The sequence below is a fragment of the Planomonospora sp. ID91781 genome (assembly GCF_015711595.1).
In the GTDB taxonomy this organism is placed as follows: Bacteria; Actinomycetota; Actinomycetes; order Streptosporangiales; family Streptosporangiaceae; genus Planomonospora; species Planomonospora parontospora.
Map to the genome: position 1 here is coordinate 1,832,612 of NZ_JABTEY010000002.1, position 24,615 is coordinate 1,857,226.

Consider the following 24,615-nt stretch of genomic DNA (forward strand, 5'->3'; position numbering starts at 1 on the left):
GGTCGTCTGGCGCCCCGTAGCTAAAAGGCGCAACTGAATCCTGCCGCACCGCGCGAGTGCCCCTGTCGGTTAGGTATGCCTAACCCGCATGTCACCGATGGGTTGCAGCGGATGTCTCGACATCAAGATATCGCCAGAGATATCTCGACATCAAGTTACCCGCCAGTATGATCACACCAGGAGGAAGCGCCAGTAGACGAGTCCCAGGACGACAACGGAGAGCACCGGGGCGAGGAACTTCTGCTCGAAGGCGCGGCCCGTCTTGATGCCGATCTTCCACGGCAGCAGCCAGCGCTGCTTCATCGGCCACAGCACCGGGCAGCCCTTCTCCGTGCAGCAGTCCCCCACCACGTGCACCAGGCAGCCGATCGCGACCGACACCCCGAGCCAGGCGTACCCCACGCCGTCCGAGCGGAACACCAGGAACAGCCCGGCCGTCAGCGCGACGTTCACCATCGCCGAGGCGATCTTCTTGCCCGGCACCCCGATCCCGATGGCGCGCAAGGCCAGGCCGATCAGGAGCACGACCAGGACGTCGCGGCCGATCGGATGGGTGTTGGCCAGGTAGTGGGCGCCGAATCCGGCCGCGGCCGCGAACAGCAGCGAGTGGGTGGCGTTGCGGTGGCCGCCGGCCAGCCAGTTGACGCCCTTGCTCAGCGCCCAGGTCACCGGGCCGAAGGTCTGCGCGATCGTCGCGCTGGGATGGTCCAGGTCCGGCAGCATCGCGGCCCCGGCGCAGACCAGCGCCCCCGCGACGAACTCGGCCGGGGTCAGCGCGTTCACCATGACGCCGGTCTCGACGAACCGGGAGGACTCGGTGAGCAGCGGCAGCGCGGCCAGCGGCGGCGCGACGCCCAGCCAGGCGATCGCCCCCGTCAGCGCGTGCGTGTGCCCCATCATCGCTTGACCACCACCATCAAGATCACACCTGGTGAGCGTACGGCATGGCCGCCCGGAACGGCGGACGGCTCCATTGTCGCCGGAGGGATCACGCCGGGGAAGCGGTCCGGGGAGCACGCCCGGAAGGCGCGGGCACGGTGGCGGGGGAACGCGGAGAAGCGCAGAGAAGTGCGGAAACGGCAGACGGGACCGTTCCGCACCGAAAGCACCCCCCAGCCCTTCCGGCACGGAACGAATCCCGTCTATGTCATTTGTAACGCCTAGGTCTCGGTGCTTGTTCCGAAATCCGGCGAGAATCTCGTGATCTATCTCACTTTTTCGTTGAGTAACCAGAGCGTTCCTCTGTGCGACCGGCTGCCGAGGACGGATCTGCAGGGATTCGGGGTTGCCGCAAGAATGTTCTCGATATATCTTTGAAGAGTCTAGAGCGGTCACAAGACGATCGCCGGAAGAGGAGGACGACATGACGTCCGCACACGCGATGGGCGGGTGGCCGGGGGCCGATCCCCGGGAGATCCGCCGTGAGATGAAGCGCGCCGCCCGGGAGGCCTGGCGCGCCCTGGCCGAGAGCCGGCACGAGCCCGGAGCGGGACGCGGCCACCGCGGCCCGCCCGGCCCCTACGAGGGCGGGCCGCACGAGCAGCGCCGCCGCGGTCACCGGGGCGGCGGCCCGTTCGGCGGCGGGGGGTTCCCCTGGGACTGGAGCCGGGGGCCCATGGGCGGTCCGGGGCGCGGCGGCCCGTTCGGCGGGCGCCCGCCGTTCGGCCGCGGGCGCAAGGCCAAGCGGGGCGACGTCCGCGCCGCGATCCTCGCGCTGCTCTCCGAGGAGCCCCGCAACGGCTACCAGATCATCCAGGAGATCGCCCAGCGCAGCCAGGGCGGCTGGAAGCCCAGCCCGGGAGCGGTCTACCCGGCGCTCCAGCAGCTCACCGACGAGGGCCTGGTCCTGTCCGAGGAGAACGACGGCCGCAAGACCTTCCGGCTCACCGAGGCGGGGCTGGCCTACATCGCCGAGCACGCCGACGAGGTACGGGCGCCCTGGGAGGAGATGACGCCCGACGTCGACGAGGGCACCTGGGAGCTGCTGGACCTGGCCCGCCAGTCGGGTTTCGCCATGATGCAGATCCTGCAGACCGGGACCGAGGCCCAGATCCGTCAGGCCAGGCAGCAGCTGGTCGAGACCCGCCGCAGGCTCTACCAGATCCTCGCCGACGGCGACCCGGCCGAGGAGTGACGCCGATGACCCACGGACACCCCTTCGCCGCCTGGCTGGCGCTGACGCTGTTCCGCGTCATCCACCGCAGGGGCCACGCCCGATGGACTCCCTGAGCCGCCGCATCTCCCCCGCGATCCGGTCCAGCGTCCAGTGCGCGTTCAGGCCGCTGGGGTTGGGCAGCACCCAGACCGCCGTTCCGCCGACCCGCTCCTCCTGCGGCCCGACCGCCGCCTTGGGCCGTCCGAACGCCGTCCGGTAGGCGGTCACCCCCGCCACCGCCAGCACCCTCGGCCGGACCTCGGCGACCAGGCGCGCCAGCCGCCGGCCGCCCTCGCGGAACTCCTCGGCCGACAGCTCGGCCGCCTGCGCGGTGGCGCGGGCCACCACGTTGGTGATGCCCAGCCCGTAGGACGGGAGCAGGTCCTGCTCGGCCGGCGACAGCAGCCGGGGGGTGAGGCCGGAGCGGTGCAGCGCCGGCCAGAAGCGGTTGCCCGGCCGGGCGAAGTGGTGTCCGGTGGCGGCGGAGTAGAGCCCCGGGTTGATGCCGCAGAACAGCACGTCCAGCGAGGGGCCGAGCACGTCCCCGATCGTCCGGTCCCTCGCCGCGTCGAGTTCGGCTCTCGTGGGCGGCCTGCGCGCGGAGGGGCCGTCCGCGGGAGATCCGTCCGCCGCAGGCCCGTTCACAGCGGATCCGCCCGCGGGAGGCCTGTCCGCGGGAAACGACGGGTTCACAGGAGGCATGGACGTGTACCTGACCGCTCCCGCGGCCTCCTAACCCATCTCCTCCAGTCTGCGTCCCTTGGTCTCCCGCACCTTGACCAGCACGAAGACCAGGGAGAGCGCGGCGAAGACCGCGTAGCCGACGTACGCGCCGGCCAGGCTCCACTCCGCCAGGGACGGGAACGAGACGGTGATCAGCCAGTTGGCCACCCACTGCGCGGCGGCGGCCACCGAGAGCGCGGCGGCCCTGATCCGGTTGGGGAACATCTCGCCGAGCAGCACCCAGACGACCACGCCCCACGACAGCGCGAAGAACAGCACGAAGACGTGCGCGGCGACCAGGGCCACGGTGCCCTGCAGCTCCGGCAGGGTCACGGTCTCGCCCCGCGGCACGCCCGCGCTGAACGCCCACGCGGCCGCGGCGAGGGCGACCGCCATGCCCAGCGAGCCGATCATCAGCAGCGGCCGGCGGCCGATCCGGTCGACCAGCGCGATGGCGATGAACGTGCCGACGATGTTGATGATCGAGGTGGAGAAGCTGATCAGGAGCGAGTCGCTCTGGTTGATGCCGACCGACTGCCACAGCGCCGACGAGTAGTAGAAGATCACGTTGATGCCGACGAACTGCTGGAACACCGAGAGCGTGATGCCGATCCAGACGATCGGCAGCAGGCCGAACGCCGATCCCCGCAGGTCGCGCAGGCGGGGCCGGTGCTCCAGGCGCAGCGACTGCTCGATCTCCGCCACCCGGGCGTCCAGGTCGGTGCCCTCGGCCTCGACCTCGGCCAGCACCTGGCGGGCCTGCGGGCTGCGGCCCGCCGCGACGAGGAACCGCGGCGACTCGGGGATGACCGAGGCGAAGAGCAGGTAGAGCAGGGCGGGGACCAGGCAGGCGCCGAGCATCCACTGCCAGGCCTGGATGCCGAGCAGCTCGTTGTTGACGTCCCCCCCGACCGTCTGCGCGATGGCGTAGTTGACGAGCTGGGAGACCGCGATGCCCAGCACGATGGCGAGCTGCTGGAAGGAACCCAGTCGGCCCCGGTAGGCGGGCGGCGCGACCTCCGCGATGTAGGCGGGTCCGAGCACCGACGCCATCCCGATCCCCGCGCCGGCGAGCACCCGCCAGAACGCCAGGTCCCAGATCCCGAACGGCAGGGCCTGGCCGACCGAGCTGACCGCGAACAGGACCGCGGCGACCTGCATGGTCCGGGTGCGTCCCCAGCGGTCGGCCAGCCCTCCGGCGATCCAGGCGCCGACCGCCGAGCCAAGCAGCGCGATCGCCACCACGAAGCCGGTCACCACCGGGCCCACCTCGAAGTGGCGCTGGATGCCGGTCACGGCGCCGTTGATCACCGCGCTGTCGTAGCCGAAGAGGAAACCGCCTATCGCCGCCGCCGCGGTGATGAAGACGACGTGCCCGAGATGTTCTCTACGCGTGTCCGGAGACCCCGCAGGTCCGGAAGACGTGGTACCGACCATGACGGTCTCTTCCCCTGGCGGGAGCTTTAAGTCATATCTGTCCGTTTCATTGCCTGCGGGTACGGCCCGGCCGGACCGTACCCGGGGACCGGACACACGGCCCCGGCTCTTTCCGGAGCCCGCATACCCATCCGGATCGGGGCGATCGACCGTAGAATCCCCCGGGGGTGAGGGATGACCGGCCGACCGTGGATCAGCACCACCGCGATCGCCGCTCCGGCGGTGGCGGTCTGGCTGCTCCTGGTGATGCTCCCGGAGGCGCGCCGCGATCCGCTGTGGGCGCTCGGGGCCGTGGTGGGGGCGTCGTTCCTCGGCACCGGGATCGTGGCCTGGCGGCTCCATCCGCGCAACCGGGTCGGCCCGCTCATGGCCGCCGTCGGGATCGCGTGGATCCCCCAGCAGCTCCTGATCGGCGACGGGACGCCGGCGCCGTTCGTGGTCTGGCTGGGCGCCTGCGGGCTGTGGGCGGGCCTGGCCTGCCACCTGTTCCTGGCCTACCCCACCGGCCGGCTCGACGGCCTGCCGTCCAGGGTCGTCGTCGGCGTCGCCTACGCCGAGTCGGTGGTGCTCCCGGGTGCGTCCGTGGCGGTCCTCACCGATCCCCCGGAGCCGCTCGGGTCGGTCGCGCTCCTCGTCGACGGGGTCCGGTGGCAGACGGTCGTCGTCACGGGCGCCCTGGTGGTGGGCCTGTCCGTGGCGCGGTGGCGTGAGGGGAGCGCCGCCCAGCGGCGCGCGGTCACCCCGGTCGCGGCCGCCTCGCTGATCGCCACGGTCGCGTTCGTGGCCGATCACGTGGCGGCCGGCTGGGGCTGGGGAACGCAGCCGCTGTTCGTCTACGCGATGTTCGGGGCGTTCATCGCGGTTCCGCTCGCCTACCTGGGCAGCCTGATCCGGCGCGGGATCGACCGCGGCCGGGTGGCGGACCTCGTGGTGCGGCTCAGGGGCGGGAAGCAGCCCGGCGACCTGGAGGGCGAGCTGGCGGCGGTGTTGCACGACCCCACGCTGCGCGTCGGTTACTGGACGGCCGGCCAGGACCGGTACGTCGACGCCGAGGGCAGCCCCGTCGAACTCCCGCCGAAGGAGGACGGCCGGGTGATGACCCGGGTGGACCGGGGCGGGGCCCGGCTCGCCGTACTGCTGCACGACGCCGCGCTGCTGGAGCAGCCGCTGCTCGTCGAGGCGGCGTGCGCGGCCGCCTCGCTCGCGCTGGAGAACGAACGGCTCACCGCCGATCTGAAGGCGCGGCTGCGGCAGCTCGCGGCGTCACGGGCCCGGATGCTCCGGTGGGGCGAGGCGGAACGCCGCAGGATCGAGCGCGACCTGCACGACGGCGTGCAGCAGAGGCTGCTGTCGGTGGCGATGACGCTCGGGCTCGCCGAGGCCACCGCTCACTCCGGCAGGAGGGACGCGCTGATCGGCGAGGCGAAGGCCTCCGTGCTGGCGGCGCTCGACGACCTGCGCGCCGTCAGCCACGGGATCCATCCTCCGGTGCTCACCGAGCGCGGGCTGCCGGGAGCGGTGAAGGAGCTCGCCGCCGTCACGCCCGTCCCCGTCGAGTGCGTGATCGGCATGGTGGAGCCGCTGCCCGCGGCGGTCGAGAGCGCGGCCTACTACATCGTCAACGAAGCGCTGGCGAACGTGACGAAGCACGCGCGGGCGGGCCGCGCGTGGGTGCGGCTGGCGCGGAGCGAAGGCCGCCTCGTGGTCGAGATCGGTGACGACGGCCGCGGGGGCGCCGATCCGGCGCGCGGCTCCGGGCTCCGGGGGCTCTCCCACCGCGCCGAGGCCAACGGCGGCAGTCTCCGGCTCGACAGCCGGCGGGGAGGGGGAACGGTGCTCCGGGTGACGATGCCGTGCGAGTAGCGATCTGCGAGGATTCCGCCCTCTTCCGGGAGGGCATGGCCCGGCTGCTGACCGAGGCGGGATTCCAGGTGGCGGCGGCCGTGGACGACGCCGAGGAGCTGCTGGCGCTGGTCGGCGGGGACCGTCCCGACGTCGCCGTCCTCGACATCCGCCTGCCGCCCACGCACACCGACGAGGGGCTGCGGGCGGCGCTCACCCTGCGCCGGCGCCACCCGGAGATCGGCGTGCTCGTGCTCTCGCAGTACGTGCGGGTGAGCTACGCGGTCGAGCTGCTCGGCGGCGGTGTCGAGGGCGTCGGTTACCTGCTCAAGGACCGGGTGTCGGACCTCGCCGAGTTCGCCGCGGCGATCCGCCGGGTGGGCTCCGGCGGCTCCGCGCTGGATCCCGTGGTGGTCGAGCAGCTGGTGAGCCGGCACCGGCAGCCGGACGATCCGCTGATCCAGCTCACCGGGCGCGAGCGGGACGTGCTCCGGCTGATGGCGGAGGGCCGGACGAACCTGGCCATCGCCGAGCGGCTGGCCATCGCGGAGCGCACGGTGGAGAAGCACTGCACGAACATCTTCGGCAAGCTCGGGCTGGAGGCCGGCCCGCACGACCACCGCCGGGTGCTGGCGGTGCTCCGCTACCTGAACGCCTAGGCGCGGCCGGTGACGCCCAGGTGCGGTTAACCGCACCGGCGGGAGGGGGGCTGCCCGGCTTCCCACGGGTCCGCCCGGGGAGCAGAATGCCGTCCGACGAAGGGAGCCCGACGGTGGCTGTGGTTGGCGTGGACGTACGGCGGTTGTTGGCGGACTCGGGGGAGCCGCGGGAGTGGGTGGCCCCCCGGACGGACATGGTCACGGCGCTGCTGGGGGTCTGGTTCGGCATCGGCCTGATGATCGACGCCTGGGCGCACAGCAACCTGGCGGAGCTCGAGACGTTCTTCACCCCCTGGCACGCGGTGTTCTACTCGGGGTTCGCCGCGGTCTCCGGCTGGATCATCTGGCAGGTGCTGCGCGGCACCAGGAGCGGCCGGCAGGGGCTGGCGGCCGTGCCGATGGGATACCTCGCGGGCCTCGTCGCGGTGCCCGCGTTCGCCGCCTTCGGCTTCGCCGACATGATGTGGCACACGTTCCTCGGCATCGAGACGGACATCGACATCCTGTTCAGCCCCTCCCACCTGGGGCTGATCGCGACGATGTCGCTGATCATCACCACGCCGCTGCGTTCCGCCTGGCGCGCCCCCGACGTGGGCGAGCGCCCCTCGCTCGGCAGGCTGCTGCCCGCACTGCTCGGCCTGGCGTTCGCGACCACCCTGGTCTCGCTGTTCGTGTCGTACGGCAACGCCATGCAGTACGGCGCGGTCCACGTCGTGGACGCGTTCTCCACCACGGACGGCGGGGGCGCGAGCGACCTGGCGGCCTCGATCGTCATCACCAACGTCGTGCTGCTCGCCCCCGTGCTGCTGCTGGTCCGCAGGTGGCAGCTGCCCTTCGGCAGCGTGACCGTCCTGTTCACGGTGGGCGTGCTGATGCCGGGAGCGCAGACGGCGTTCGAGAACCTGCCGATCCTGCTCTCCTTCGTCGCCGCCGGCGTCGCGAGCGACCTGCTGATCCGGTGGCTGCGCCCGTCGGCGGAGCGGCGGGCCGCCTACTGGGCGTTCGCCGGGCTGTCGGCCCTGGTGACCTGGTCGCTGTTCATCGCGGTCGCGTCGGCGGCGGGCGGCGGGCTGCCCGCCGTACCCGAGCTGTGGACCGGCGCGCCGACCGTGGCCGGGCTGATCGGCCTGGCGCTCGGGGTGCTGTTCCTGCCCGAAGCCCGCCGGACGTGATGCGGCGGGACCCGGCGCGGGCCCGCCCGGCACGCCTGCTCCCGGCGCCGCCCCGTACGGCGCGCCTGCTCCCGGCGCCGCCCCGCGTGGCGCGTCCGTCCCCGGGACGGGTCCGCGCGGCGCGCCTGCTTCCGGTGTGGGCCGCCTGCCTGGCCGCCGTCCTCGTGCCGGTGCGGCCGGTTCCGGCCGAGGCCCACGTGGTGGCGGCCGGGGCGGACCTGCGGGTGGCCCAGACGATCGCCGGCACCGAGCTCACCGTGGTGGTCGAGGGGGTGGAGCGGGTGCCGGGCGAGCTGCGGATCGGCGTCGTCGCCTACCAGCCGGTCACCGGCCTGCCCGTCGCCCTGGAGCTCCGTTCGGTCGCCGACGGCCGTACGGTGACCGGTACGGCGCACGCGGGGCGGGAGCCCCGGTACACACCGCTGCGGGTGGAGCGCGCCGGCCCCCACGAGCTCCGGCTGCGCGCCGGGGACGAGGTCGCCGTGGTGCCGTTCCGCGTCCTGGTGGAGCGCGCGCCGGTCTGGGAGCCGCTGATCTACGGGGGGCTGTTCACGGCGGGACTGCTGATGGTGGGCGGCCTGCTCACCGGGGCGCTGTCCCGGCCGAGACCGGCGATGCTGCTGGCCGGGGGCGCCGCGGTGGGGCTGACGATCGCCTTCGCGGTCGTGGTGCTCGAACCGTGGCTGCCGCCGAGCCCGCCGGACGGTGCCGCCCCCACGGCCGAGGCCGGGGCGCAGGGGCGGCCGTTCGCGCAGGGCCGGGTGGCGACGGTCCCCGCCCGCCCGGCGGCGGGAGAGGAGTTCACCCTGCGGATCGACCTCGTCGACGGGTCCACCGGCCTGCCGGTGGACGACCTGGCCGTGCACCACGAGGCACTGGCCCACCTGGTCGTCACCAGCGAGGACGGGCGCGCCTTCCACCACGTGCATCCGCTGCGGACGGCTCCCGGACGGCTGGAGGTCAGGATGCGGGCGACGCAGCCGGGCCGCCATCTGGCCTACGCCGAACTGGAGCGTCAGGACTCCGGCGGGCAGCTCGTCACCGGCGAGTTCACCGTCGGCGGTGAGCCCTCCCCCGCCGAGACCGCCGCCACCGGCCCCGCCTCCGCCGAATCCGCGGCCGCCGAGCCCGCCTCCGCAACCGCCTCCGCCGAGCCCTCCCCGGCCGGGCCCGCCGACCGGCCGGGCCCGCCGCGGCTGCACCCGGCCGTTCCCATCGCCGGGCGCCCCGCGACGATCGAGGTCGAGACCTCGGGTGCCGTGCGCCCCTGGCTCGGCATGGCGGGCCACCTGATCGTACGGAGCCACGACGGGGCCTTCCTGGGGCACGTGCACGAGATGGGCTCGGCCGGGAGCGGCAGACTCCGCTTCACCTTCGGCTTCCCCGCCGCGGGGCGCTACCTCGCCTGGGCGCAGTACGCCACCGGCGACCGGATCGTCACCGTGCCGTTCACCGTCGACGTCACAGCACCGGAGGCGACCCGATGAGACGTGCCCTCGTCGCCGCCGTCTGCCCGGTGGTGGCCGCCGCGGCGTTCTTCGTCCTCGGCCGGGGCGGCGACGAGCCCCTCCGGCTGACCGTCGCGGGGACGCGCTACGCCGTGACCGTGCTGATCGGCGAACCAGTGGCCGGGAAGGGCGCGGTCGAGGTGGTGCTGGACTCGGGCGACGCGGACACCGTCGTGCTGTCGGCCGTGATGCCCGAGATGGGACACGCCACGCCGGAGGTCGTCGCGCGGGAGCCGGAGCCCGGCCGCTTCCTGGCCGAGGGCGGGCTCTTCTCCATGGCCGGGGTCTGGGAGCTCGCGATCCGCCTGACCGGGCCCCCGGGCGAGGAGGTGCTCACGGTCAAGGCGCTGATCACGGGATCGGCCGCGGAGCCGGGGGCCTGAGATCTCCGCGGATCCCCGCCCCCGGCCCGCCCCGAGGTCCGGGCGTGGAACGTCCCCCGCAGACCCCGGGCCCCGGGTCCGCCCGGGCGCGGAACACCTCCTACAGCCGGGGGTCCACCGGCTCGGACTCCAGCGCGAGCACGGCGAAGACCACCTCGTGGACCCGCCACAGCGGCTCGCCCCCGGCCAGCCGGGACAGGGCCTCCAGCCCGAGCGCGTGCTCGCGCAGCGCCAGGGAGCGCTTCCGGCCGAGGAACCGGTGGCGCAGCACGTCCAGGCTCTCGGTGTAGTCGGGGCCGTAGATGATCCGCAGGTACTCCCGGCCGCGCACCTTGATCCCCGGCTGCACCCGGCTCGGACGCGCCTGCTCCCGCCGCGGCGGCTCCGCCCCCGCATCCGCCGCGGTCCCGGAATCGGCCCCGGTCCCGGAATCCGTACCCGGGTCCGCCCCGGTCCCGGTCTCCCCGGCGCCGTCCGGCGGCCCGCCGGGCACGGCGACCGGCTTGACCACCATGCCCTCGCCGCCCTCGGCGGTCAGCGCCGACCACCACGCGGTCGCCGCCTCCCTCGACTCCGCCGAGTCCAGGTCGGCGTAGACGTGCCGGGTGGGCGCGATCAGCGGGTCGTCCAGCCGCGACAGCATCTCCAGGTGCCACGGGTGCGGCTCGGTGACGGCCGTCGCCCGGCCCTCGCAGGCCAGGATCTGGAACGGGGCCAGGCGGATGCCGTCCAGCCCCGCCACCGGCCAGCAGTAGCGCGCGTAGGCGTCCCTGAACCGGGCGGCGTTCTCCAGCCGCCGCCGGGTGCGCTCCAGCACCCCGCCCACGTCCAGGCCCCGCCCGGCCGCGGCCTCCAGCGCCGCGACCGCCTCCGGCAGCGCGGTGCGGGCCGCGGCCCCCACCGACGCGTACTGGCTGCGGATCAGCCCCTCGGCCTTGGCCGACCACGGCAGCAGCTCGCCGTCCAGGACCAGCCAGTCCGAGCCCAGCTCGTCCATGAGCGGCGCGCACGCCCGCCGGAGCCGGTCCACCAGTTCCCCGGCGACCGCGGGATCGCTGAAGAACGGCCGGCCGGTGCGGGTGTGCACCGCGCCCGAGCTGCCGTCCGCGACGCCGAAGCGCGCCGCCGCGACCTCGGGCGTCCTGGCCAGCACGGCCACCGCCCGCGAGCCCATGTGCTTCTCCTCGCACACCACCCGCCTCACCCCGGCCGCCGCGAACTCGGCGAACGCCTCCGCCGGGTGCTCCAGGTAGCCGTCCAGCCGGGAGGTCTCCGGCGGGGCCATCGTCGGCGGCAGGTAGACCAGCCAGCGCGGGTCCACCGCGAACCGGCTCATGATCTCCAGCGCGGCGGCGGCGTTCTCCTCCCTGACCTTGATCCGGCCGCCGCCGTGGCGCACCTCGACGTGCCGGGTGCCGCGCACGTCGTCGATGGAGAGCAGACCCGGGTCCCGCCGGCCCGCCTCGTGGCCGGGGGCGGCCAACGGCCGGGCGGGCTCGTACCAGACCTTCTCGGCGGGCACCGAGACGATCTCCCGGCTCGGGTAGCGCAGCGCGGTCAGCCGCCCGCCGAAGACCACGCCGGTGTCCAGGCAGATGGTGTTGTTGACCCACTCGGGCTCGGTGACCGGCGTGTGCCCGTAGACGACCATGGCCCGGCCGCGGTACTCCCGTGCCCAGGGGTAGCGGACCGGCAGGCCGTACTCGTCGGTCTCGCCGGTGGTGTCGCCGTACAGCGCGAAGGAGCGCACCCGGCCGGAGGCGCGGCCGTGGTAGGCCTCCTTCAGCCCGGCGTGCGCGACGACGAGCCTGCCGCCGTCGAGCTGGTAGTGGCTGATCAGGCCGTCCATGAACTCCAGCGCGGCCTTCCGGAACTCCTCGGGCTCGGCGGCGAGCTGGTCCAGCGACTCCTGCAGCCCGTGCGCGACCCGCACCTTGCGCCCGTTCAGCGCGCGGGCGAGCTTCTGCTCGTGGTTGCCCGACACGCACAGCGCGGTCCCGGCGGCGACCATGCCCATGACCAGGCGGAGCACGCCCGGCGTGTCGGGGCCGCGGTCCACCAGGTCGCCGACGAACACCGCGGTGCGGCCCTCGGGGTGGGTCGCGCCGTCCGGCCCGACCCGCCAGCCCAGCTCGCGCAGGAGCGCCTCCAGCTCGGCGCGGCAGCCGTGCACGTCGCCGATGATGTCGAACGGCCCGGTCAGCTCGCGCCGGTCGGTCCACGCCCGCTCCGTGACGACCTCGGCGGCCTCGATCTCGTCGGCGCCGCGCAGCACGTGCACGCGGCGGAAGCCGTCGCGGGAGATCTTCCCCAGGGAGCGCCGCAGGTCCTTGCGCTGCCGCCGGACCACCTGCGGTCCGAAGTCGCGGTCGGGCCTGGTCTCGTTGCGCGCGATCGCGACCTCCTCGGGGACGTCCAGGACGATCGCGTCGACCAGGACGTTCTCCGACTTGGCCAGGTCGACGAGCTGCTTGCGGGCCTCCCACTGCACGTTGGTGGCGTCCACGACCGTGAGCAGGCCGCGGCGCAGCCGGGTGCGCACGATGTAGTGGAGCACGTCGAAGGCGTCCGGGGTGGCCGCCTGGTCGTTCTCGTCGTCGGCCACCAGGCCGCGGCAGAAGTCGGAGGAGACCACCTGGGTCGGCGCGAAGTGCCGGCGCGCGAAGGTCGACTTCCCGCTCCCGGACACCCCGACGAGCACGACCAGCGACATCTCCGGCACGGCGATCCTGGTCACCCCGCCCCTCCCCTCCTGCCTCGCGGCCTCGGCCGCCGGTCCCTCTCCGCCTGTGAGAGCGGCGTTCTCCTCGGTCATTCCGTCCCTCCCAGGGTGAAGACGGCCAGCTGCGTGGGCGGGCCGACCTCGGGGTCGTCGTCCCCGACGGGCCGGAACGCGACGGTGCAGCGGTACTCGGCGCAGACCCGCTCCGCCCAGGCGGCGAACTCGGCCCGGGTCCACTCGAAGCGGTGGTCGGGGTGGCGCATGCCCGTCAGGAACTCGTAGCGGACGTTGTACTCGGCGTTGGGCGTCGTCACGATCACGTGGCCGGGCCGGGCGGCGCCGAAGACCACGCGTTCGAGGGCGGCCAGGCGCGGCGGGTCGACGTGCTCGACGACCTCCATGAGGACGGCGGCGTCGTAGCCGGAGAACCGGTCGTCGGTGTAGGTCAGCGCCCCCTGGAACAGCTCCAGCCGCGCCCTCTGCCGGTCGGGCATGCGGTCCAGCCGCAGCTTGCGGGCGGCGACGGCGAGCGCCTGGGACGAAACGTCCGCCCCGGCGATCCTGGTGAACGACGGGTCCGCCAGCAGCGCCCCGACCAGCTGGCCGGTCCCGCAGCCCAGGTCGATGACCGTGCGCGCGCCCAGCTCGCCCAGTACGGCGAGCACGGCCTCCCGGCGCAGGACGTTCAGCGGCCTCCTGCCCCCGACCTCCGGCACGTTCCCGTCATCGACGGGACCGCCCTGCGCGGGCACGGCGGTCCCCTCGGACACGGCGTCCTCCACGGCGTCCTCCCCGGGCGGGGCCGTTCCGTCAGGCGGGGCCGTTCCACCGGACGGGGCCGTTCCGCCGGGCGGCGCCTCCGCGGGCCCGGCGTCCGGGTCCTCCGGGGCCCCGAACGCGGCGGTCTCCTCCTCGACGGGGGGCTCCAGCTCCTCCTCCACGTCGTCGCCGAGCTCGGCCAGGCGGGCGAAGGCCGTCCGGGTCAGCGCCCAGCGGCGCCCGAGGTAGCGTCGGGTGATCAGTCCCCTCTCCGGGTGGGCGGCCAGCCAGGACTCTCCGGCGCGGACGAGCTTGTCCACCTCGTCGGAGGCGATCCAGTAGTGCTTGGCGTCGTCCAGGACGGGCAGCAGCACGTAGAGCTGGTTGAGCGCGTCGGCCAGCCGGACCTCGCCGCACAGCGACAGCCGCACGTAGCGGGAGTCCCCCCACTCGGGGAAGCCCTCGTCCAGCGGTACGGCCCGCGCCTCGACCTCCCAGCCCAGCGGCTCGAACAGGCGGTGCGCCAGCTCGGGGCCGCCCCGGCAGGGCAGGGCGGGAAGCGTGATCTCCAGGGGGATGGGCCCGGCCGCGAGCTCGGGACGGCTCACGCAGCGTCCGGTGCGCGCGGTGCGGAAGACGTCCGCCAGCGCCCCGGCCAGCAGCGACGAGGCGGCGTAGGGCCGGTCGTTGACGTACTGGCCCAGCGCGTAGTCGGGGGTGGACCGGCCGCGCGAGCGCACCAGGCGGACCGGGTCGACGTCGAGCATCAGCGCCGCGGTGCAGCGCTCCTCGCTCGCCTCCGGGTAGAAGACGCGGGCCGTGCCGTACGACTGGCCGAACTCCTGGACCCGGTCCGGGTGCTTGTGCAGCAGGAAGCCGAGGTCGGTGGCGGGCCGTACGGTCGTGGAGATGGTGAGCAACACCCGGGACAGTCTGCCGCATGTCCGATTCGCCGGGCCATCGGTTAACGGCCGGAGCGGCCGGGCGACGCGGCCGAGCGACGCAGCGGAGCGACGCGGACTGCCGGTCGACAGCCGGACGGCGGGACGGACGGGCGACGGCCCGGCACGACCGGGTGGCGGCCGGGGTGGTCCCCGGCCCCCGGCCGCGCCGGGCCGTCCGCGGGCGGCCGCGGTCAGAGCTGACGCATCACCTCGGCGGCGATGAGCTCCAGGTGCTCCAGGTCGTCCAGGTCCAGCAGCTGCAGGTAGATGCGCTCGGCGCCCAGCTCCGCGAACCCGCCGATCTTCTCCACCACCTCCGCGGGGGTGCCCGCCAGCCCCCCGGCGCGCAGCGCGGCGAGGTCCTGACCGGTCGCCGCGGCCCGGCGGGCGAGCTCCGCCTCGTCGGCGCCCACGCAGACGGTCTGCGCGGCCGAGAGCACCATCGGGGAGCGGCCCGCCTCCTCGCACGCCTCGCGGACCCGCCCGAATGCCGCGGCGGTGTCCTCCGGCGTGCGGAACGGCACGTTGTACTCGTCGGCGAAGCGCGCGGCCAGCCGCGGGGTGCGCCGGGCGCCGAACCCGCCGATGATGATCGGCGGCCTCGGGCTCTGCGCGGGCTTGGGCAGCGCGGGCGAGTCGGCGAGCCGGTAGTGGGCGCCCTCGAAGGAGAACGTCTTGCCCGCGGGAGTGGTCCACAGCCCGGTGAGGATCTCCAGCTGCTCCTCGAACCGGGCGAAGCGCTCGCCGACCGGCGGGAACGGGATGCCGTACGCGGAGTGCTCGGCGTCGAACCAGCCGGTGCCCATGCCCAGCTCGACCCGGCCGCCGCTCATCCGGTCGACCTGGGCCACGCTGATCGCCAGCGGTCCGGGCAGCCGGAAGGTCGCCGGGGTGACCAGCGTGCCGAGCCTGATGGTGGAGGTCTCCCTCGCCAGGCCCGCGAGGGTCACCCAGGCGTCGGTGGATCCGGGGCCGGGGTCGCCCGCCCCGATCCGCATGTAGTGGTCGGAGCGGAAGAAGGCGTCGAACCCCAGCCGCTCCGAGGTCCGCGCGACCACCAGCAGCTCCTCGTAGGTGGCGCCCTGCTGCGGTTCAGTGAAGATCCTCAACTTCATGGACCCATTATCCGGCCGCCCCGCCCGTCATCCGCCGAAAGCTCGCGCCGCGGCACGCCGCCTTGCTAACGTTCGAACCCCGAATGCCGTAGGTGTTCGCCCGGATACCCTGAGCGATCACCCGGTGTCGTCGAGAGGGTGGATCACATGTCCGTGGCGACAGACCGCTCCTCCGCTCGCCACGCCCGCGAGCCGGGCACCCCGCCCCGTGCCCTCATCGTGCTCGCCTCGGGAGCGCTCGCCACCGTGACCGGCGCCGCGCTCTGGCTCCTGCCCACCGAGACCGGTGAGTGGGGCCGGCCCGCGCGGGCCAAGGCGGTGGCCCCGCCGCCCGCCGCCCGCACCGCCTCCGGCCGGACGGACGCACCGGCCGCCCCCTCCCCCGCGGCCGGCCCGTCCGGCTTCGTGACGTTCGTCGACGCGGTCCACGACCCCTTCTTCCACCTGCCCCGGGCCGCCCGGCAGAGCGGTGGGCGCTGGTTCACGCTCGGCCATCTCACCGCCGGGCAGGACGGCTGCACCCCCCGCTGGGGCGGCCACCAGGACCAGGGGGTCAACCCGGTCGCCAACCGGCTGGGCCGGCTGCGGACGGCCGGGGGCGACGCCGGTCTGGCCTTCGGCGGCTCCGCCGGACGGGAGCTCGCCTCGGCCTGCCCCCTGCCCGACCGCCTGACCGCCGCCTACCGCCAGGTCGTGGGGGTCTTCGACGTCGCCCACATCGACTTCGAGGTCCGCGACTCCGCCGACCACGAGGCCGTACGGCGCCGCGCCGCGGCGATCTCGGCGCTCCAGCGGGAGACGGCGGGCCGGGGGCGGCCCCTCGCGGTGAGCTTCACCCTCCCGCTGACCGGGAGGGGCCTGTCCCCGCAGGACCAGCTGATGCTCCGCACCACCCGCGAGGCGGGCGCCCGGATCACCGCGGTCAACCTCATGGTGCCGCTGCGCCCCCCGGCTCCGGGGCGCAACCGCCTGCGTCCCGTCGCCGCCGCGGTGCGGGCCGCCCAGCCGCAGATCGCCCGGGCCCTGGGCGAGCGCTCGGCGTGGAGGCGCATCGCCCTGACGCCCGTGCTGGCCGGCCCTTCGGACCTCTCGCCCGCCGACGCCCGCAAGCTCGCCGGCTTCGCCGCCCGCCACGACCTGGCCTGGATCTCCACCCGGGGCGCCGTGCCCGCCCCCGAGGTCGCCCGGCTGCTGGCGGCCCCTCCCCTCTAGGACCTGCCTCCAGGACCCGCTCTGAGACTGCTCCGGGCCCCGGCACCGCTCCAGGATCTGCCCTGAGGCCGCTCCGGACCCCGGGCACCGCTCCAGGACCCGCTCTGAGACCCCTCCGGACCCCGGCACCGCTCCAGGACCTGCCCTGAGACCCCTCCGGACCTCGGAGAGGGGGCCGCAGGGAGGTCAGGCCGTGCCGGGGACCAGCAGCGCCACGGACTCCACGTGGTGGGTCATCGGGAAGGCGTCGAAGGCGCGCAGCTCGGCCAGGCGGTAGCCGCGCTCGGCGAACCAGGCGAGGTCGCGGGCGAGCGTGGCGGGGTCGCAGGAGACGTAGACGATCCGGGAGGCCTCCAGGCCGGCGACGCGGTCGACGACCTCCCGGCCCAGGCCCGCCCGGGGCGGGTCGACGACGACCAGGTCGGCCTTCTCGATGCGGTGGCGGTCCAGGGCGCTCTCCACGTATCCCCGGGCGAAGCGCGCCTGCGGCAGGTCGCGCAGGTTGCGCTCGGCGTCGCGGACGGCGACGGTCTCGGACTCGACGCCGAACACCGCCCCGTCGGGGCCGACCGCCTCCGCCAGGCCGGCGGCGAACAGGCCGACGCCGCAGTAGAGGTCGAGGGCCCACTCCCCCGGCTTCGGGTCGGCGAACTCCATGACGACCGCGTTCAGGGTGGCCGCGGCGCTCGGGTGGACCTGCCAGAAGCCGCTGCCGGTGATGCGGAACTCGCGGTCGCCGACCTTCTCGGTCAGGTGGCCCGGCCCGTGGACCGACCGGGAGCGGCCCTTGCCCTCGTCGACGAAGACGGCCACGCTCTCGTCGAGGTCGGGCACGGCCACCGTACGGCGCGGCTTGGGCGCCACCACGACGGCCTGGTCCCCCGTGGAGGAGGCGATGACCTCCACCGAGGAGGCGCCCCGCCAGTTCATGACCTCGGCGCCGACGTTCTCCACCTCGGGGTGGGCGATCAGGCAGGCGTCCACGTGCTGGATGTCGTGGGAGCGGTGGCGCCGCAGGCCCAGCGCGCCGTCGCGGTCCACGGCGAACTGCACGCGGGTGCGCCAGCCCAGGCCGTCGGGCGCGCCCGGGACCTCCTCGACCCGGCCCTTCCACTCGATCCCGGCCAGCCGGCGCAGCTGCTCGGCCACCACGTCGGTCTTCAACCGGCGCTGCGCCTCCAGCGAGGCGTGCTGCCAGTCGCAGCCGCCGCAGCGGCCGGGGCCGGCGAAGGGGCAGGGCGGGACCACCCGGTCGGGAGAGGCGTCGAGGACCTCCACGGCGTCGGCCCGCAGGAACCGGGCCGTCTCCTCGGTGACCTCGGCGAGCACGCGCTCCCCGGGGAGGGCGTGCCGTACGAAGACCACCCGGCCCTCGTGGCGGGCCACGCACCAGCCGCCGTGCGCCACCGGGCCCACCGTCAGTTCGATCGCCGTCGTCCCCATGTCCCGTTCCGTCCTTCTCGAGCCTCCCCTGCGTCGCAGAGCCACCCGCAAGGTTATGCCGTGCCGTCGTCGTGTCGCGCCGCCTTGCGGCCGGGGCGGCGCACCGCACCGGCGGCGAAGGGCTCGGGACGGCCCTTGAGCCGGTCGGAGGAGTGCAGCTGCCAGGGCACGCTGATGACCATCACGCCGGGCTGGAAGAGCAGGCGGCCCTTGAGCCGCAGCGCGCTCTGGTTGTGCAGGATGTGCTCCCACCAGCTGCCGACGACGTACTCGGGGATGTAGACGCTCACCACGTCCCGCGGGGAGCGCCGGCGCCGCGACTTGACGTATTCCAGGACCGGCCGGGTGATCTCCCGGTAGGGCGAGTCGAGCGTCTTCAGCGGCACCGGGATGCCCCGCCGCTCCCACTCCTCCTGCAGCGCCCGGGCCTCCGATCCCTCCACGCCCACGGTGACCGCCTCCAGCGTCGAGGGCCGGGTGGCGCGGGCGTAGGCGAGGGCGCGCAGGGTCGGCTTGTGGATCTTCGAGACGAGCACGACGGCGTGGTTGCGCGCGGGCAGCATCGACTCGTCGATCTCGGCGTCCTCGTCGACGGCGAGTTCCCGGGCCACCTTCTCGTAGTGGCGGTGGATGCCCTTCATCATCGCGAACAGCACCGGCATCGCCACGCAGACGATCCACGCGCCGTGGGTGAACTTGGTCAGCAGCACGACCACCAGCACCAGGCCGGTCATGACGCCGCCGAAGAAGTTGATCGCCCGCGAGCGCTGCATGTGCAGCCGGGCCTTCAGCTCGGTCTGCGTCCGCATCTCCCGGGTCCAGTGCCGGACCATGCCGATCTGGCTGAGGGTGAAGGAGACGAAGACGCCGACGATGTAGAGGTTCAGCAGGCGGCTGACGTCGGCCTGGAAGCCCCACAGCAGCAGGCAGGCCCCGGCCGCCAGGATGAGGATGCCGTTGGAGAAGGCCAGCCGGTCGCCCCGGGTGTGCAGCTGGCGGGGCAGGAAGCGGTCCTGCGCGAGGATCGAGCCGAGCACCGGGAAGCCGTTGAAGGCGGTGTTCGCGGCCAGGAACAGGATCAGCGCGGTGACCCCGGAGATGGCGAAGAACAGCAGCGATCCGCTGCCGAAGACCGCCTCGGACACCTGCGCGATGATCGGCTGCTGGTGGTAGTCGAACCCGGCGGGGTGGCCGTCGATGATCACGTCGCGGTGGGCGTAGGCGGGCTCGGCGACCTTGACGCCGGAGGCCAGCCCCAGCGTGATGATGCCGGTGAACATGGTCACCGAGATCAGGCCCATCATGAGCAGCGTCCTGGCCGCGTTGCGGCTCTTGGGCTTGCGGAAGGCGGGCACGCCGTTGCTGATCGCCTCGACGCCGGTCAGCGCGGCACAGCCGGAGGAGAACGCGCGCAGGATCAGGAAGGCCGCGGCGAAGGAGGTGAGGTTGGTCTGCTCGGCGACGATCTGGTAGTCCGCGGTGGGCGCGCGCAGCTCGTCGCCGAGGACGAACAGCCGGAAGAAGCCGTAGCCGACCATGACGAGGACCGCGGCCATGAACGCGTAGGTGGGGACGGCGAAGGCCACGCCCGACTCGCGGACGCCGCGCAGGTTCACGAGCGTGAGCACGGCGACGATGAGGATCGCCACCAGCGGCTTGTGCGTCGCGACGTACGGGATCGTCGCGCCGACGTAGTCGACGCCGTTGGCCACCGAGACGGCGACCGTCAGGACGTAGTCGACCATGAGCGCGCTGGCGACGGTGAGGCCCGCGTTCCGGCCGAGGTTGACGGTGGCCACCTCGTAGTCGCCGCCCCCGCCGGGATAGGCGTGCACGTTCTGCCGGTAGGACGCGACGACCGTCAGCATCACCACCACGACGCCGCCCGCGACCCAGGGGCTGAAGTTGTAGAACGACAGGCCCGCGAGGGAGAGGATGACGAGGATCTCCTGCGGGGCGTAGGCCACCGAGGAGAGGGCGTCGCTCGCGAAGACCGGCAGCGCGATACGCTTCGGCAGCAGTTGCTCGTGCAACTGGGTGCTGCGCAGTGCACGCCCGATGAACAGGCGTTTAGTCAGGTCCGTCGCTTTCGGCACGTCTGACGATGCTAGTCCCCTCCGCCTCCGTCCCCTCACGCGACGCCCCCGGAGCGGGCCATACTGACTGGGTACACCGGAGACAAGATCCGCCTCGAGCCGATCGGCGGGGGAGCATGCATATTGTGATCATGGGGTGCGGCCGGGTGGGCTCCACCCTGGCGCACATCCTGGAGGACGGCGGCCACTCGGTCGCGATCATCGATCGGGATCCGCAGGCGTTCCGCCGACTGCGGGCCGGGTTCCGCGGGCGGCGGGTCACCGGGATCGGGTTCGACCGGGACGTCCTGGAGGAGGCCGGCATCGAGTCGGCCGGCGCCTACGTGGCGGTGAGCAGCGGCGACAACTCCAACATCATCTCCGCCCGGGTCGCGCGCGAGACGTTCGGCGTCGACAACGTGGTGGCCCGCATCTACGACTCCCGCCGGGCCGAGGTCTACCAGCGGCTGGGCATCCCCACCGTCGCCACGGTCCGCTGGACCGCCGACCAGATCCTCCGCCGGGTGCTGCCCGAGGGCGCCGAGCCGCTCTGGCGCGACCCCACCGGGACGATCGTGCTGGCCGAGGTGGCCTACCACCCCGGCTGGATCGGCACGCGGACCAGGGACCTGGAGGAGGCCGCCGGGACCCGTCTGGCGTTCGTCAACCGCATGGGCGAGACGCTGCTGCCCCGGCACGACTCCATGGTCCAGGAGGGCGACATCCTGCACGTCATGGCGGCCGGAAGCGACATGGACCGCATCAACAAGGTGCTGTCCGCCGCACCGGAGGAGGAGCACTGATGCGTGTCACCATCGCGGGCGCCGGGGCCGTCGGCCGCTCCATCGCCGCCGAGCTCCTGGAGAACGGCCACCAGGTCCTGCTCATCGACGTCGACCCCAAGGCCATCAAGATCGACTCGGTGCCGCGGGCGGAGTGGCTGCTCGCCGACGCCTGCGAGATCTCCTCCCTGGACGAGGCCGGCCTGGCCGACTGCCACGTCGTGGTCGCCGCCAGCGGTGACGACAAGGTCAACCTCGTCGTCTCGCTCCTGGCCAAGACCGAGTACGGCGTGCCGCGCGTGGTCGCCCGGATCAACCACCCGAAGAACGAGTGGCTGTTCAACGAATCTTGGGGCGTGGACGTCGCCGTCTCCACCCCGCGCCTGCTCAGCGCGCTGGTCGAGGAGGCGGTGAGCGTCGGCGACCTGGTCCGCCTGATGACCTTCCGCCAGGGCCAGGCCAACCTGGTCGAGCTGACCCTTCCCGAGGACGCCCCGGTGGTCGGCCAGCGCGCCGGCTCGGTGCCGTGGCCGGCCGACACCGCCCTGGTCGCGATCCTGCGCGAGGGCCGGGTGCTGGTCCCCAGCGCCGACGACCCGCTGGAGGCCGGCGACGAGCTGATGTTCGTGGCCAGCCAGGAGGTCGAGGAGGAGCTCGCCCGGCTGCTCTCCCGCCACTGAGCACCGTACGGCCCGCCCCCCCCGCTCTTGCGGCGGGAGGCGGGACCTCCGGCCGGAGACCGCCGAATCAGCCCGGGCGCCCGCCGGTCAGGAGGCGGCGGGCCGGACCGGGGTGCGCCCGCGGGCCAGCAGCCACACCATGGCGCCCAGGGCGGCGATCTGCAGCGGCCAGCCCATCACGATCTTGAGGATGCCCAGCTCGGCCACCGCGTCGTTCCCGCCGATCAGGTAGACCGGTGCCTGCACGGCCACCCGGACCACGCACGGGATCATCAGCAGCCAGGTGAGCCGGGAGCAGAGCTTCACGACGGCCGGGTCGCTGCGCCAGGCCGTCGGGTCGCCGGTGACCGAGCCGATCAGGAAGCCGACCACCGGCCAGCGGGTGACGATCGAGATGAGCATCGCCACGGAGTAGCCCGCGTTGTAGAGGATGCCCGGCAGGTAGACGTCCTTGGCCTCGCCGGTGCGGGAGGCGAAGAACCAGCCGATGCCGATGCCGATCAGACTGTTGATCACATACTGCGGGGTGGAGCGCTGGACCAGCCGGGCCACCAGCAGGACCACCGCCGTGGAGGCGCTGACGATCAGCGAGAGCTGCAACCGGGACGTGGCGATCCACATGACGGTGAAGACGGCCGTGGGCACGGCCGCCTCGATCACGCCCCGGATCCCGCCGAACGCCTTGGCGAGCTGGGACCGGATCGCGGCCTCCACCGTGTCGTGCGCGTCCTGCTCGGTGGTGGTCATCTGCTCTTTCACCGTTTTCCCACTTGCCGGTTCCGGGCCCATCTGTCCCCTCACACCCCGCCGGTAGGGCGGAGCTCGTAACGCGGGTTGAACATCACCTTCCGGCCGTCCTGCAGGCTGACGAGCCCTTCGGCCAGCACCATCCGGCCCGGCTCGATCCCGGCGATCCGCCGGCGCCCGAGCCAGATCAGGTCGATCACGTCCGAGCCGTCGTAGAGCTCCGCCTCGAGCGCGGGCGCGCCGCCCCTCGGCCTGAGGGTCACCGTCCGCAGTGTACCGGTCACGCAGAACCGGCGGCGTCCGGCACACGCGGCGATGGGCGTCGCGCCCTCCTCCCGGTCGAGCTCCTGGCGCAGCTCGTCCGCCTCCAGCTCGGCCTGGCTCGTCGCCAGCCGCCGGAAGAAGCCCCGTAACCCGCCCCGTCTGTGCGGCTCCTGCGAACTCACGCCTTCTCCTTAACCCGCATATCGCCTCAGGGTACGCGATCCGCCCTGCCGGGGAACTGTCTCCGGACCGGCGGCAGGCGGCGGCAGGACGTCGCCGGGCCGTCAGCGGAGCTCGGCGATCTCCGGGCCGCGCTCGAACGGGTTGAGGTCGGGCTTCCCCGCCTCCGCCTGCCGGTCCATCGCCTGCCTGGCCTCGGGGGGCAGGCGCAGCTCGATCGACTCGTGCGGGGGCATGGGCTCGTCACCGCGGACCACCACGATGTCGCGCACGACGTCCTCGAGGATCCCGGCGGCGTCGGCGTCCAGCGCGGCGCGCCCGCTGACCGCCGCCCGGAGGAACCAGCGCGGCCCGTCGATCCCGAGGTAGCGGACCGGCTGCGGACCGCCCTCGCCCGGGACCTTCGCGGCCAGCTCGGTGCCGAACGGCCCCTGCCGCTCCTCGGCCGTGCCGCCGGCGCTCTTGACCGCCGCGGCCAGCTCGGCCCGGACCTCGTCCCAGATGCCGTTCCGCTTGGGCGCCGCGAAGGCCTGCACCTGCAGCGCGCTCTCCTCCGCCAGCACGACCGCGCCCACGATGCGGTCGCCGGCCAGGTTCAGCTGGATCTCGAAGCCGGGGCCGACCGGCACCCGCAGCCCGCCGAGGTCGACCCGCTCCCGCTCGGGGTGCGGCTCCCCGGAGTCCCACGGGCCGGAGTCGCGGGCCGGGGCCTGCGCGACCTCCTCGGCGGCGGCGACCGGGGTCTCCTCGCGACGGCGACGTCCGAACATCTTCCTCACGCTCCTTGGAATGTCAGCGGCCGCTGAGACGTCAGCGGCCCGTGGACCCGAACCCGCCGGCGCCGCGCGCCGATCCGGGCAACCGGTCCACCTCGTAGAACGCGGCCCGCTCCACCTTCTGGACGACGAGCTGCGCGATCCGGTCTCCCCGGCGCAGCCGTACCGCGTCCTTGGCGTCGGTGTTGAGCAGCGTCACCCGGATCTCACCGCGGTAGCCCGCGTCGACGGTGCCCGGCGCGTTCACGATCGTCACGCCGTGCTCGGCGGCCAGGCCGGAGCGCGGGTGGACGAACGCGGCGTAGCCGTCGGGCAGGGCGATCGCCACCCCGGTGCCCACGGTGGCCCGCTCGCCGGGGAGCAGCTCGACGTCCTGCGCGGCGTGCAGGTCCGCTCCGGCGTCGCCCGGATGCGCGTAGGACGGCAGCGGCAGCCCGGCGTCGAGCCGGTGGATCAGCACCTCGACCTGGTGGGTCACGGATTCACCTCGTACTCATGGTGCTCGGCGAGGATGGCCTGGGCGTCGCCGTGCTCGGCGAAGTGCTCCATGCCGACCTCGATGAAGAGAGCGGCGGCGCGCACGGCGACCGGGCCGTCCGGGGCGCCGGCCCGCCCCTCCGCTTCAAGATATGCCTTCCGGCCGGACATGCCGGTGCACCAGGCGCGCAGGTGCAGCGTGGTTCCCACGGGGACCGGCGCGAGATAGTCGGTCTCCAGCCGCCCGGTGACGTAGGGGCGCTGGAACAGCCAGACGGACATGCCGATGACCTCGTCCATCGCCGCGGCCAGCACGCCGCCGTGCGCGAGGCCCGGTGCCCCCTGGTGCGCCTCGCCCACCGTGAACTCCGCGGTCACCGTGACCCCGTCGGGGGTGACGGCCGACAGGTGCAGGCCTGTCGGGTGGCGGTCGCCGCAGCCGAAGCAGCGGCTGTAGTGCGAGCCGAGCGGGCTGCCGGGCGCGGGCGCCCCGGGAAGCGGCTCCGGCAGCGTCGCGCCGGGCGGAGGGGTGGTGATGGCGGAACGGGTCACGTGGCAGA

Annotated in this window: 22 protein-coding genes; 9 read left to right on the plus strand and 13 right to left on the minus strand. The window is 73.7% G+C overall.

Annotated elements, in window-relative coordinates:
• Nucleotides 1-171 precede the first annotated feature (171 nt).
• Nucleotides 172-900: a metal-dependent hydrolase gene (locus HS048_RS27390; RefSeq protein WP_068896005.1), complete on the minus strand. Its 729-nt coding sequence runs from the start codon at nucleotides 898-900 to the stop codon at nucleotides 172-174.
• Nucleotides 901-1,363: 463 nt separating this feature from the next.
• Here HS048_RS27390 and HS048_RS27395 point away from each other — a divergent pair, with 463 nt between their 5' ends.
• On the plus strand, nucleotides 1,364-2,134 hold the full coding sequence (locus HS048_RS27395; protein WP_196469093.1) for a PadR family transcriptional regulator: 771 nt from the start codon (nucleotides 1,364-1,366) through the stop codon (nucleotides 2,132-2,134).
• Between the two features lie 57 nt (nucleotides 2,135-2,191).
• Here the strand turns inward: HS048_RS27395 and mug are convergent, their stop codons facing one another.
• Both mug and HS048_RS27405 read right to left on the minus strand, forming a co-directional pair.
• Nucleotides 2,192-2,704 (minus strand): G/U mismatch-specific DNA glycosylase, encoded by a 513-nt coding sequence (gene mug, locus HS048_RS27400; protein ID WP_231647262.1) that lies wholly within the window; start codon nucleotides 2,702-2,704, stop codon nucleotides 2,192-2,194.
• Nucleotides 2,705-2,887: 183 nt separating this feature from the next.
• On the minus strand, nucleotides 2,888-4,315 hold the full coding sequence (locus tag HS048_RS27405) for a sugar porter family MFS transporter (RefSeq protein ID WP_196469095.1): 1,428 nt from the start codon (nucleotides 4,313-4,315) through the stop codon (nucleotides 2,888-2,890).
• A 174-nt stretch (nucleotides 4,316-4,489) separates the two neighbouring features.
• Here HS048_RS27405 and HS048_RS27410 point away from each other — a divergent pair, with 174 nt between their 5' ends.
• The 5 genes from HS048_RS27410 to HS048_RS27430 all read left to right on the plus strand — a co-directional run bounded on the left by HS048_RS27410 (nucleotide 4,490) and on the right by HS048_RS27430 (nucleotide 9,879).
• A complete protein-coding gene (locus HS048_RS27410; RefSeq protein ID WP_196469096.1) occupies nucleotides 4,490-6,178 on the plus strand; it encodes a sensor histidine kinase in 1,689 nt (562 codons plus the stop codon).
• The gene (locus HS048_RS27415; protein ID WP_068896016.1) at nucleotides 6,169-6,816 is read left to right on the plus strand and encodes a response regulator transcription factor; all 648 of its coding nucleotides are present in this window, start codon (nucleotides 6,169-6,171) and stop codon (nucleotides 6,814-6,816) included. The genes HS048_RS27410 and HS048_RS27415 overlap by 10 nt, the downstream gene beginning before the upstream one ends.
• A gap of 113 nt (nucleotides 6,817-6,929) precedes the next feature.
• Nucleotides 6,930-7,988 (plus strand): hypothetical protein, encoded by a 1,059-nt coding sequence (locus HS048_RS27420; RefSeq protein ID WP_307832671.1) that lies wholly within the window; start codon nucleotides 6,930-6,932, stop codon nucleotides 7,986-7,988.
• The gene (locus HS048_RS27425) at nucleotides 7,985-9,475 is read left to right on the plus strand and encodes a hypothetical protein (protein WP_196469097.1); all 1,491 of its coding nucleotides are present in this window, start codon (nucleotides 7,985-7,987) and stop codon (nucleotides 9,473-9,475) included. The genes HS048_RS27420 and HS048_RS27425 overlap by 4 nt, the downstream gene beginning before the upstream one ends.
• Nucleotides 9,472-9,879: a hypothetical protein gene (locus HS048_RS27430; RefSeq protein WP_196469098.1), complete on the plus strand. Its 408-nt coding sequence runs from the start codon at nucleotides 9,472-9,474 to the stop codon at nucleotides 9,877-9,879. The genes HS048_RS27425 and HS048_RS27430 overlap by 4 nt, the downstream gene beginning before the upstream one ends.
• A gap of 100 nt (nucleotides 9,880-9,979) precedes the next feature.
• Here the strand turns inward: HS048_RS27430 and HS048_RS27435 are convergent, their stop codons facing one another.
• The 3 genes from HS048_RS27435 to HS048_RS27445 all read right to left on the minus strand — a co-directional run bounded on the left by HS048_RS27435 (nucleotide 9,980) and on the right by HS048_RS27445 (nucleotide 15,419).
• The gene (locus tag HS048_RS27435; protein ID WP_196469099.1) at nucleotides 9,980-12,616 is read right to left on the minus strand and encodes a polynucleotide kinase-phosphatase; all 2,637 of its coding nucleotides are present in this window, start codon (nucleotides 12,614-12,616) and stop codon (nucleotides 9,980-9,982) included.
• Between the two features lie 74 nt (nucleotides 12,617-12,690).
• On the minus strand, nucleotides 12,691-14,283 hold the full coding sequence (locus HS048_RS27440; RefSeq protein WP_196469100.1) for a 3' terminal RNA ribose 2'-O-methyltransferase Hen1: 1,593 nt from the start codon (nucleotides 14,281-14,283) through the stop codon (nucleotides 12,691-12,693).
• A 212-nt stretch (nucleotides 14,284-14,495) separates the two neighbouring features.
• Entirely contained in the window at nucleotides 14,496-15,419 is a 924-nt protein-coding gene (locus tag HS048_RS27445; RefSeq protein WP_196469101.1) for an LLM class F420-dependent oxidoreductase, read from the minus strand.
• A gap of 147 nt (nucleotides 15,420-15,566) precedes the next feature.
• On the opposite strand from HS048_RS27445, the gene HS048_RS27450 reads away from it, so the two are divergent.
• Nucleotides 15,567-16,631, plus strand: a complete 1,065-nt coding sequence (locus HS048_RS27450) for a hypothetical protein (RefSeq protein ID WP_068896023.1) — start codon at nucleotides 15,567-15,569, stop codon at nucleotides 16,629-16,631.
• A gap of 186 nt (nucleotides 16,632-16,817) precedes the next feature.
• Here the strand turns inward: HS048_RS27450 and HS048_RS27455 are convergent, their stop codons facing one another.
• Together HS048_RS27455 and HS048_RS27460 are read right to left on the minus strand one after the other, a co-directional pair.
• A complete protein-coding gene (locus tag HS048_RS27455) occupies nucleotides 16,818-18,074 on the minus strand; it encodes a class I SAM-dependent RNA methyltransferase (RefSeq protein WP_196469102.1) in 1,257 nt (418 codons plus the stop codon).
• A 53-nt stretch (nucleotides 18,075-18,127) separates the two neighbouring features.
• A complete protein-coding gene (locus tag HS048_RS27460; RefSeq protein ID WP_196469103.1) occupies nucleotides 18,128-20,170 on the minus strand; it encodes an APC family permease in 2,043 nt (680 codons plus the stop codon).
• A 116-nt stretch (nucleotides 20,171-20,286) separates the two neighbouring features.
• On the opposite strand from HS048_RS27460, the gene HS048_RS27465 reads away from it, so the two are divergent.
• Both HS048_RS27465 and HS048_RS27470 read left to right on the plus strand, forming a co-directional pair.
• Nucleotides 20,287-20,952, plus strand: coding sequence for a TrkA family potassium uptake protein (locus HS048_RS27465; protein WP_068896028.1), 666 nt, complete (start codon nucleotides 20,287-20,289; stop codon nucleotides 20,950-20,952).
• Nucleotides 20,952-21,611 carry a TrkA family potassium uptake protein gene (locus tag HS048_RS27470; RefSeq protein ID WP_068896030.1) on the plus strand — a complete coding sequence of 220 codons (660 nt, stop codon included), beginning with the start codon at nucleotides 20,952-20,954 and terminating at the stop codon, nucleotides 21,609-21,611. The genes HS048_RS27465 and HS048_RS27470 overlap by 1 nt, the downstream gene beginning before the upstream one ends.
• A gap of 87 nt (nucleotides 21,612-21,698) precedes the next feature.
• Here the strand turns inward: HS048_RS27470 and HS048_RS27475 are convergent, their stop codons facing one another.
• From HS048_RS27475 to HS048_RS27495, 5 genes are all read right to left on the minus strand, one after another.
• A complete protein-coding gene (locus HS048_RS27475) occupies nucleotides 21,699-22,370 on the minus strand; it encodes a DUF3159 domain-containing protein (RefSeq protein ID WP_373868883.1) in 672 nt (223 codons plus the stop codon).
• A gap of 38 nt (nucleotides 22,371-22,408) precedes the next feature.
• Nucleotides 22,409-22,804 carry an OB-fold nucleic acid binding domain-containing protein gene (locus HS048_RS27480; protein ID WP_068896033.1) on the minus strand — a complete coding sequence of 132 codons (396 nt, stop codon included), beginning with the start codon at nucleotides 22,802-22,804 and terminating at the stop codon, nucleotides 22,409-22,411.
• Between the two features lie 102 nt (nucleotides 22,805-22,906).
• Nucleotides 22,907-23,572, minus strand: a complete 666-nt coding sequence (locus HS048_RS27485; RefSeq protein WP_068896035.1) for a DUF3710 domain-containing protein — start codon at nucleotides 23,570-23,572, stop codon at nucleotides 22,907-22,909.
• 40 nt (nucleotides 23,573-23,612) lie between these two features.
• The gene (dut, locus tag HS048_RS27490) at nucleotides 23,613-24,056 is read right to left on the minus strand and encodes a dUTP diphosphatase (protein ID WP_068896037.1); all 444 of its coding nucleotides are present in this window, start codon (nucleotides 24,054-24,056) and stop codon (nucleotides 23,613-23,615) included.
• Complete coding sequence (locus HS048_RS27495) at nucleotides 24,053-24,607, minus strand: PaaI family thioesterase (protein WP_068896039.1); 555 nt, start codon at nucleotides 24,605-24,607, stop codon at nucleotides 24,053-24,055. The genes dut and HS048_RS27495 overlap by 4 nt, the downstream gene beginning before the upstream one ends.
• Nucleotides 24,608-24,615 lie beyond the last annotated feature (8 nt).

Excerpts from the sequence above, each read along its gene's own strand:
- HS048_RS27390 (WP_068896005.1), bottom strand. The coding sequence starts at position 900 with ATGATGGGGCACACGCACGCGCTGACGGGGGCGATCGCCTGGCTGGGC.
- HS048_RS27395 (WP_196469093.1), top strand. The coding sequence starts at position 1,364 with ATGACGTCCGCACACGCGATGGGCGGGTGGCCGGGGGCCGATCCCCGG.
- HS048_RS27405 (WP_196469095.1), bottom strand. The coding sequence starts at position 4,315 with ATGGTCGGTACCACGTCTTCCGGACCTGCGGGGTCTCCGGACACGCGT.
- HS048_RS27410 (WP_196469096.1), top strand. The coding sequence starts at position 4,490 with ATGACCGGCCGACCGTGGATCAGCACCACCGCGATCGCCGCTCCGGCG.
- HS048_RS27430 (WP_196469098.1), top strand. The coding sequence starts at position 9,472 with ATGAGACGTGCCCTCGTCGCCGCCGTCTGCCCGGTGGTGGCCGCCGCG.
- HS048_RS27445 (WP_196469101.1), bottom strand. The coding sequence starts at position 15,419 with ATGAAGTTGAGGATCTTCACTGAACCGCAGCAGGGCGCCACCTACGAG.
- HS048_RS27450 (WP_068896023.1), top strand. The coding sequence starts at position 15,567 with ATGTCCGTGGCGACAGACCGCTCCTCCGCTCGCCACGCCCGCGAGCCG.
- HS048_RS27455 (WP_196469102.1), bottom strand. The coding sequence starts at position 18,074 with ATGGGGACGACGGCGATCGAACTGACGGTGGGCCCGGTGGCGCACGGC.
- HS048_RS27465 (WP_068896028.1), top strand. The coding sequence starts at position 20,287 with ATGCATATTGTGATCATGGGGTGCGGCCGGGTGGGCTCCACCCTGGCG.
- HS048_RS27470 (WP_068896030.1), top strand. The coding sequence starts at position 20,952 with ATGCGTGTCACCATCGCGGGCGCCGGGGCCGTCGGCCGCTCCATCGCC.
- HS048_RS27485 (WP_068896035.1), bottom strand. The coding sequence starts at position 23,572 with ATGTTCGGACGTCGCCGTCGCGAGGAGACCCCGGTCGCCGCCGCCGAG.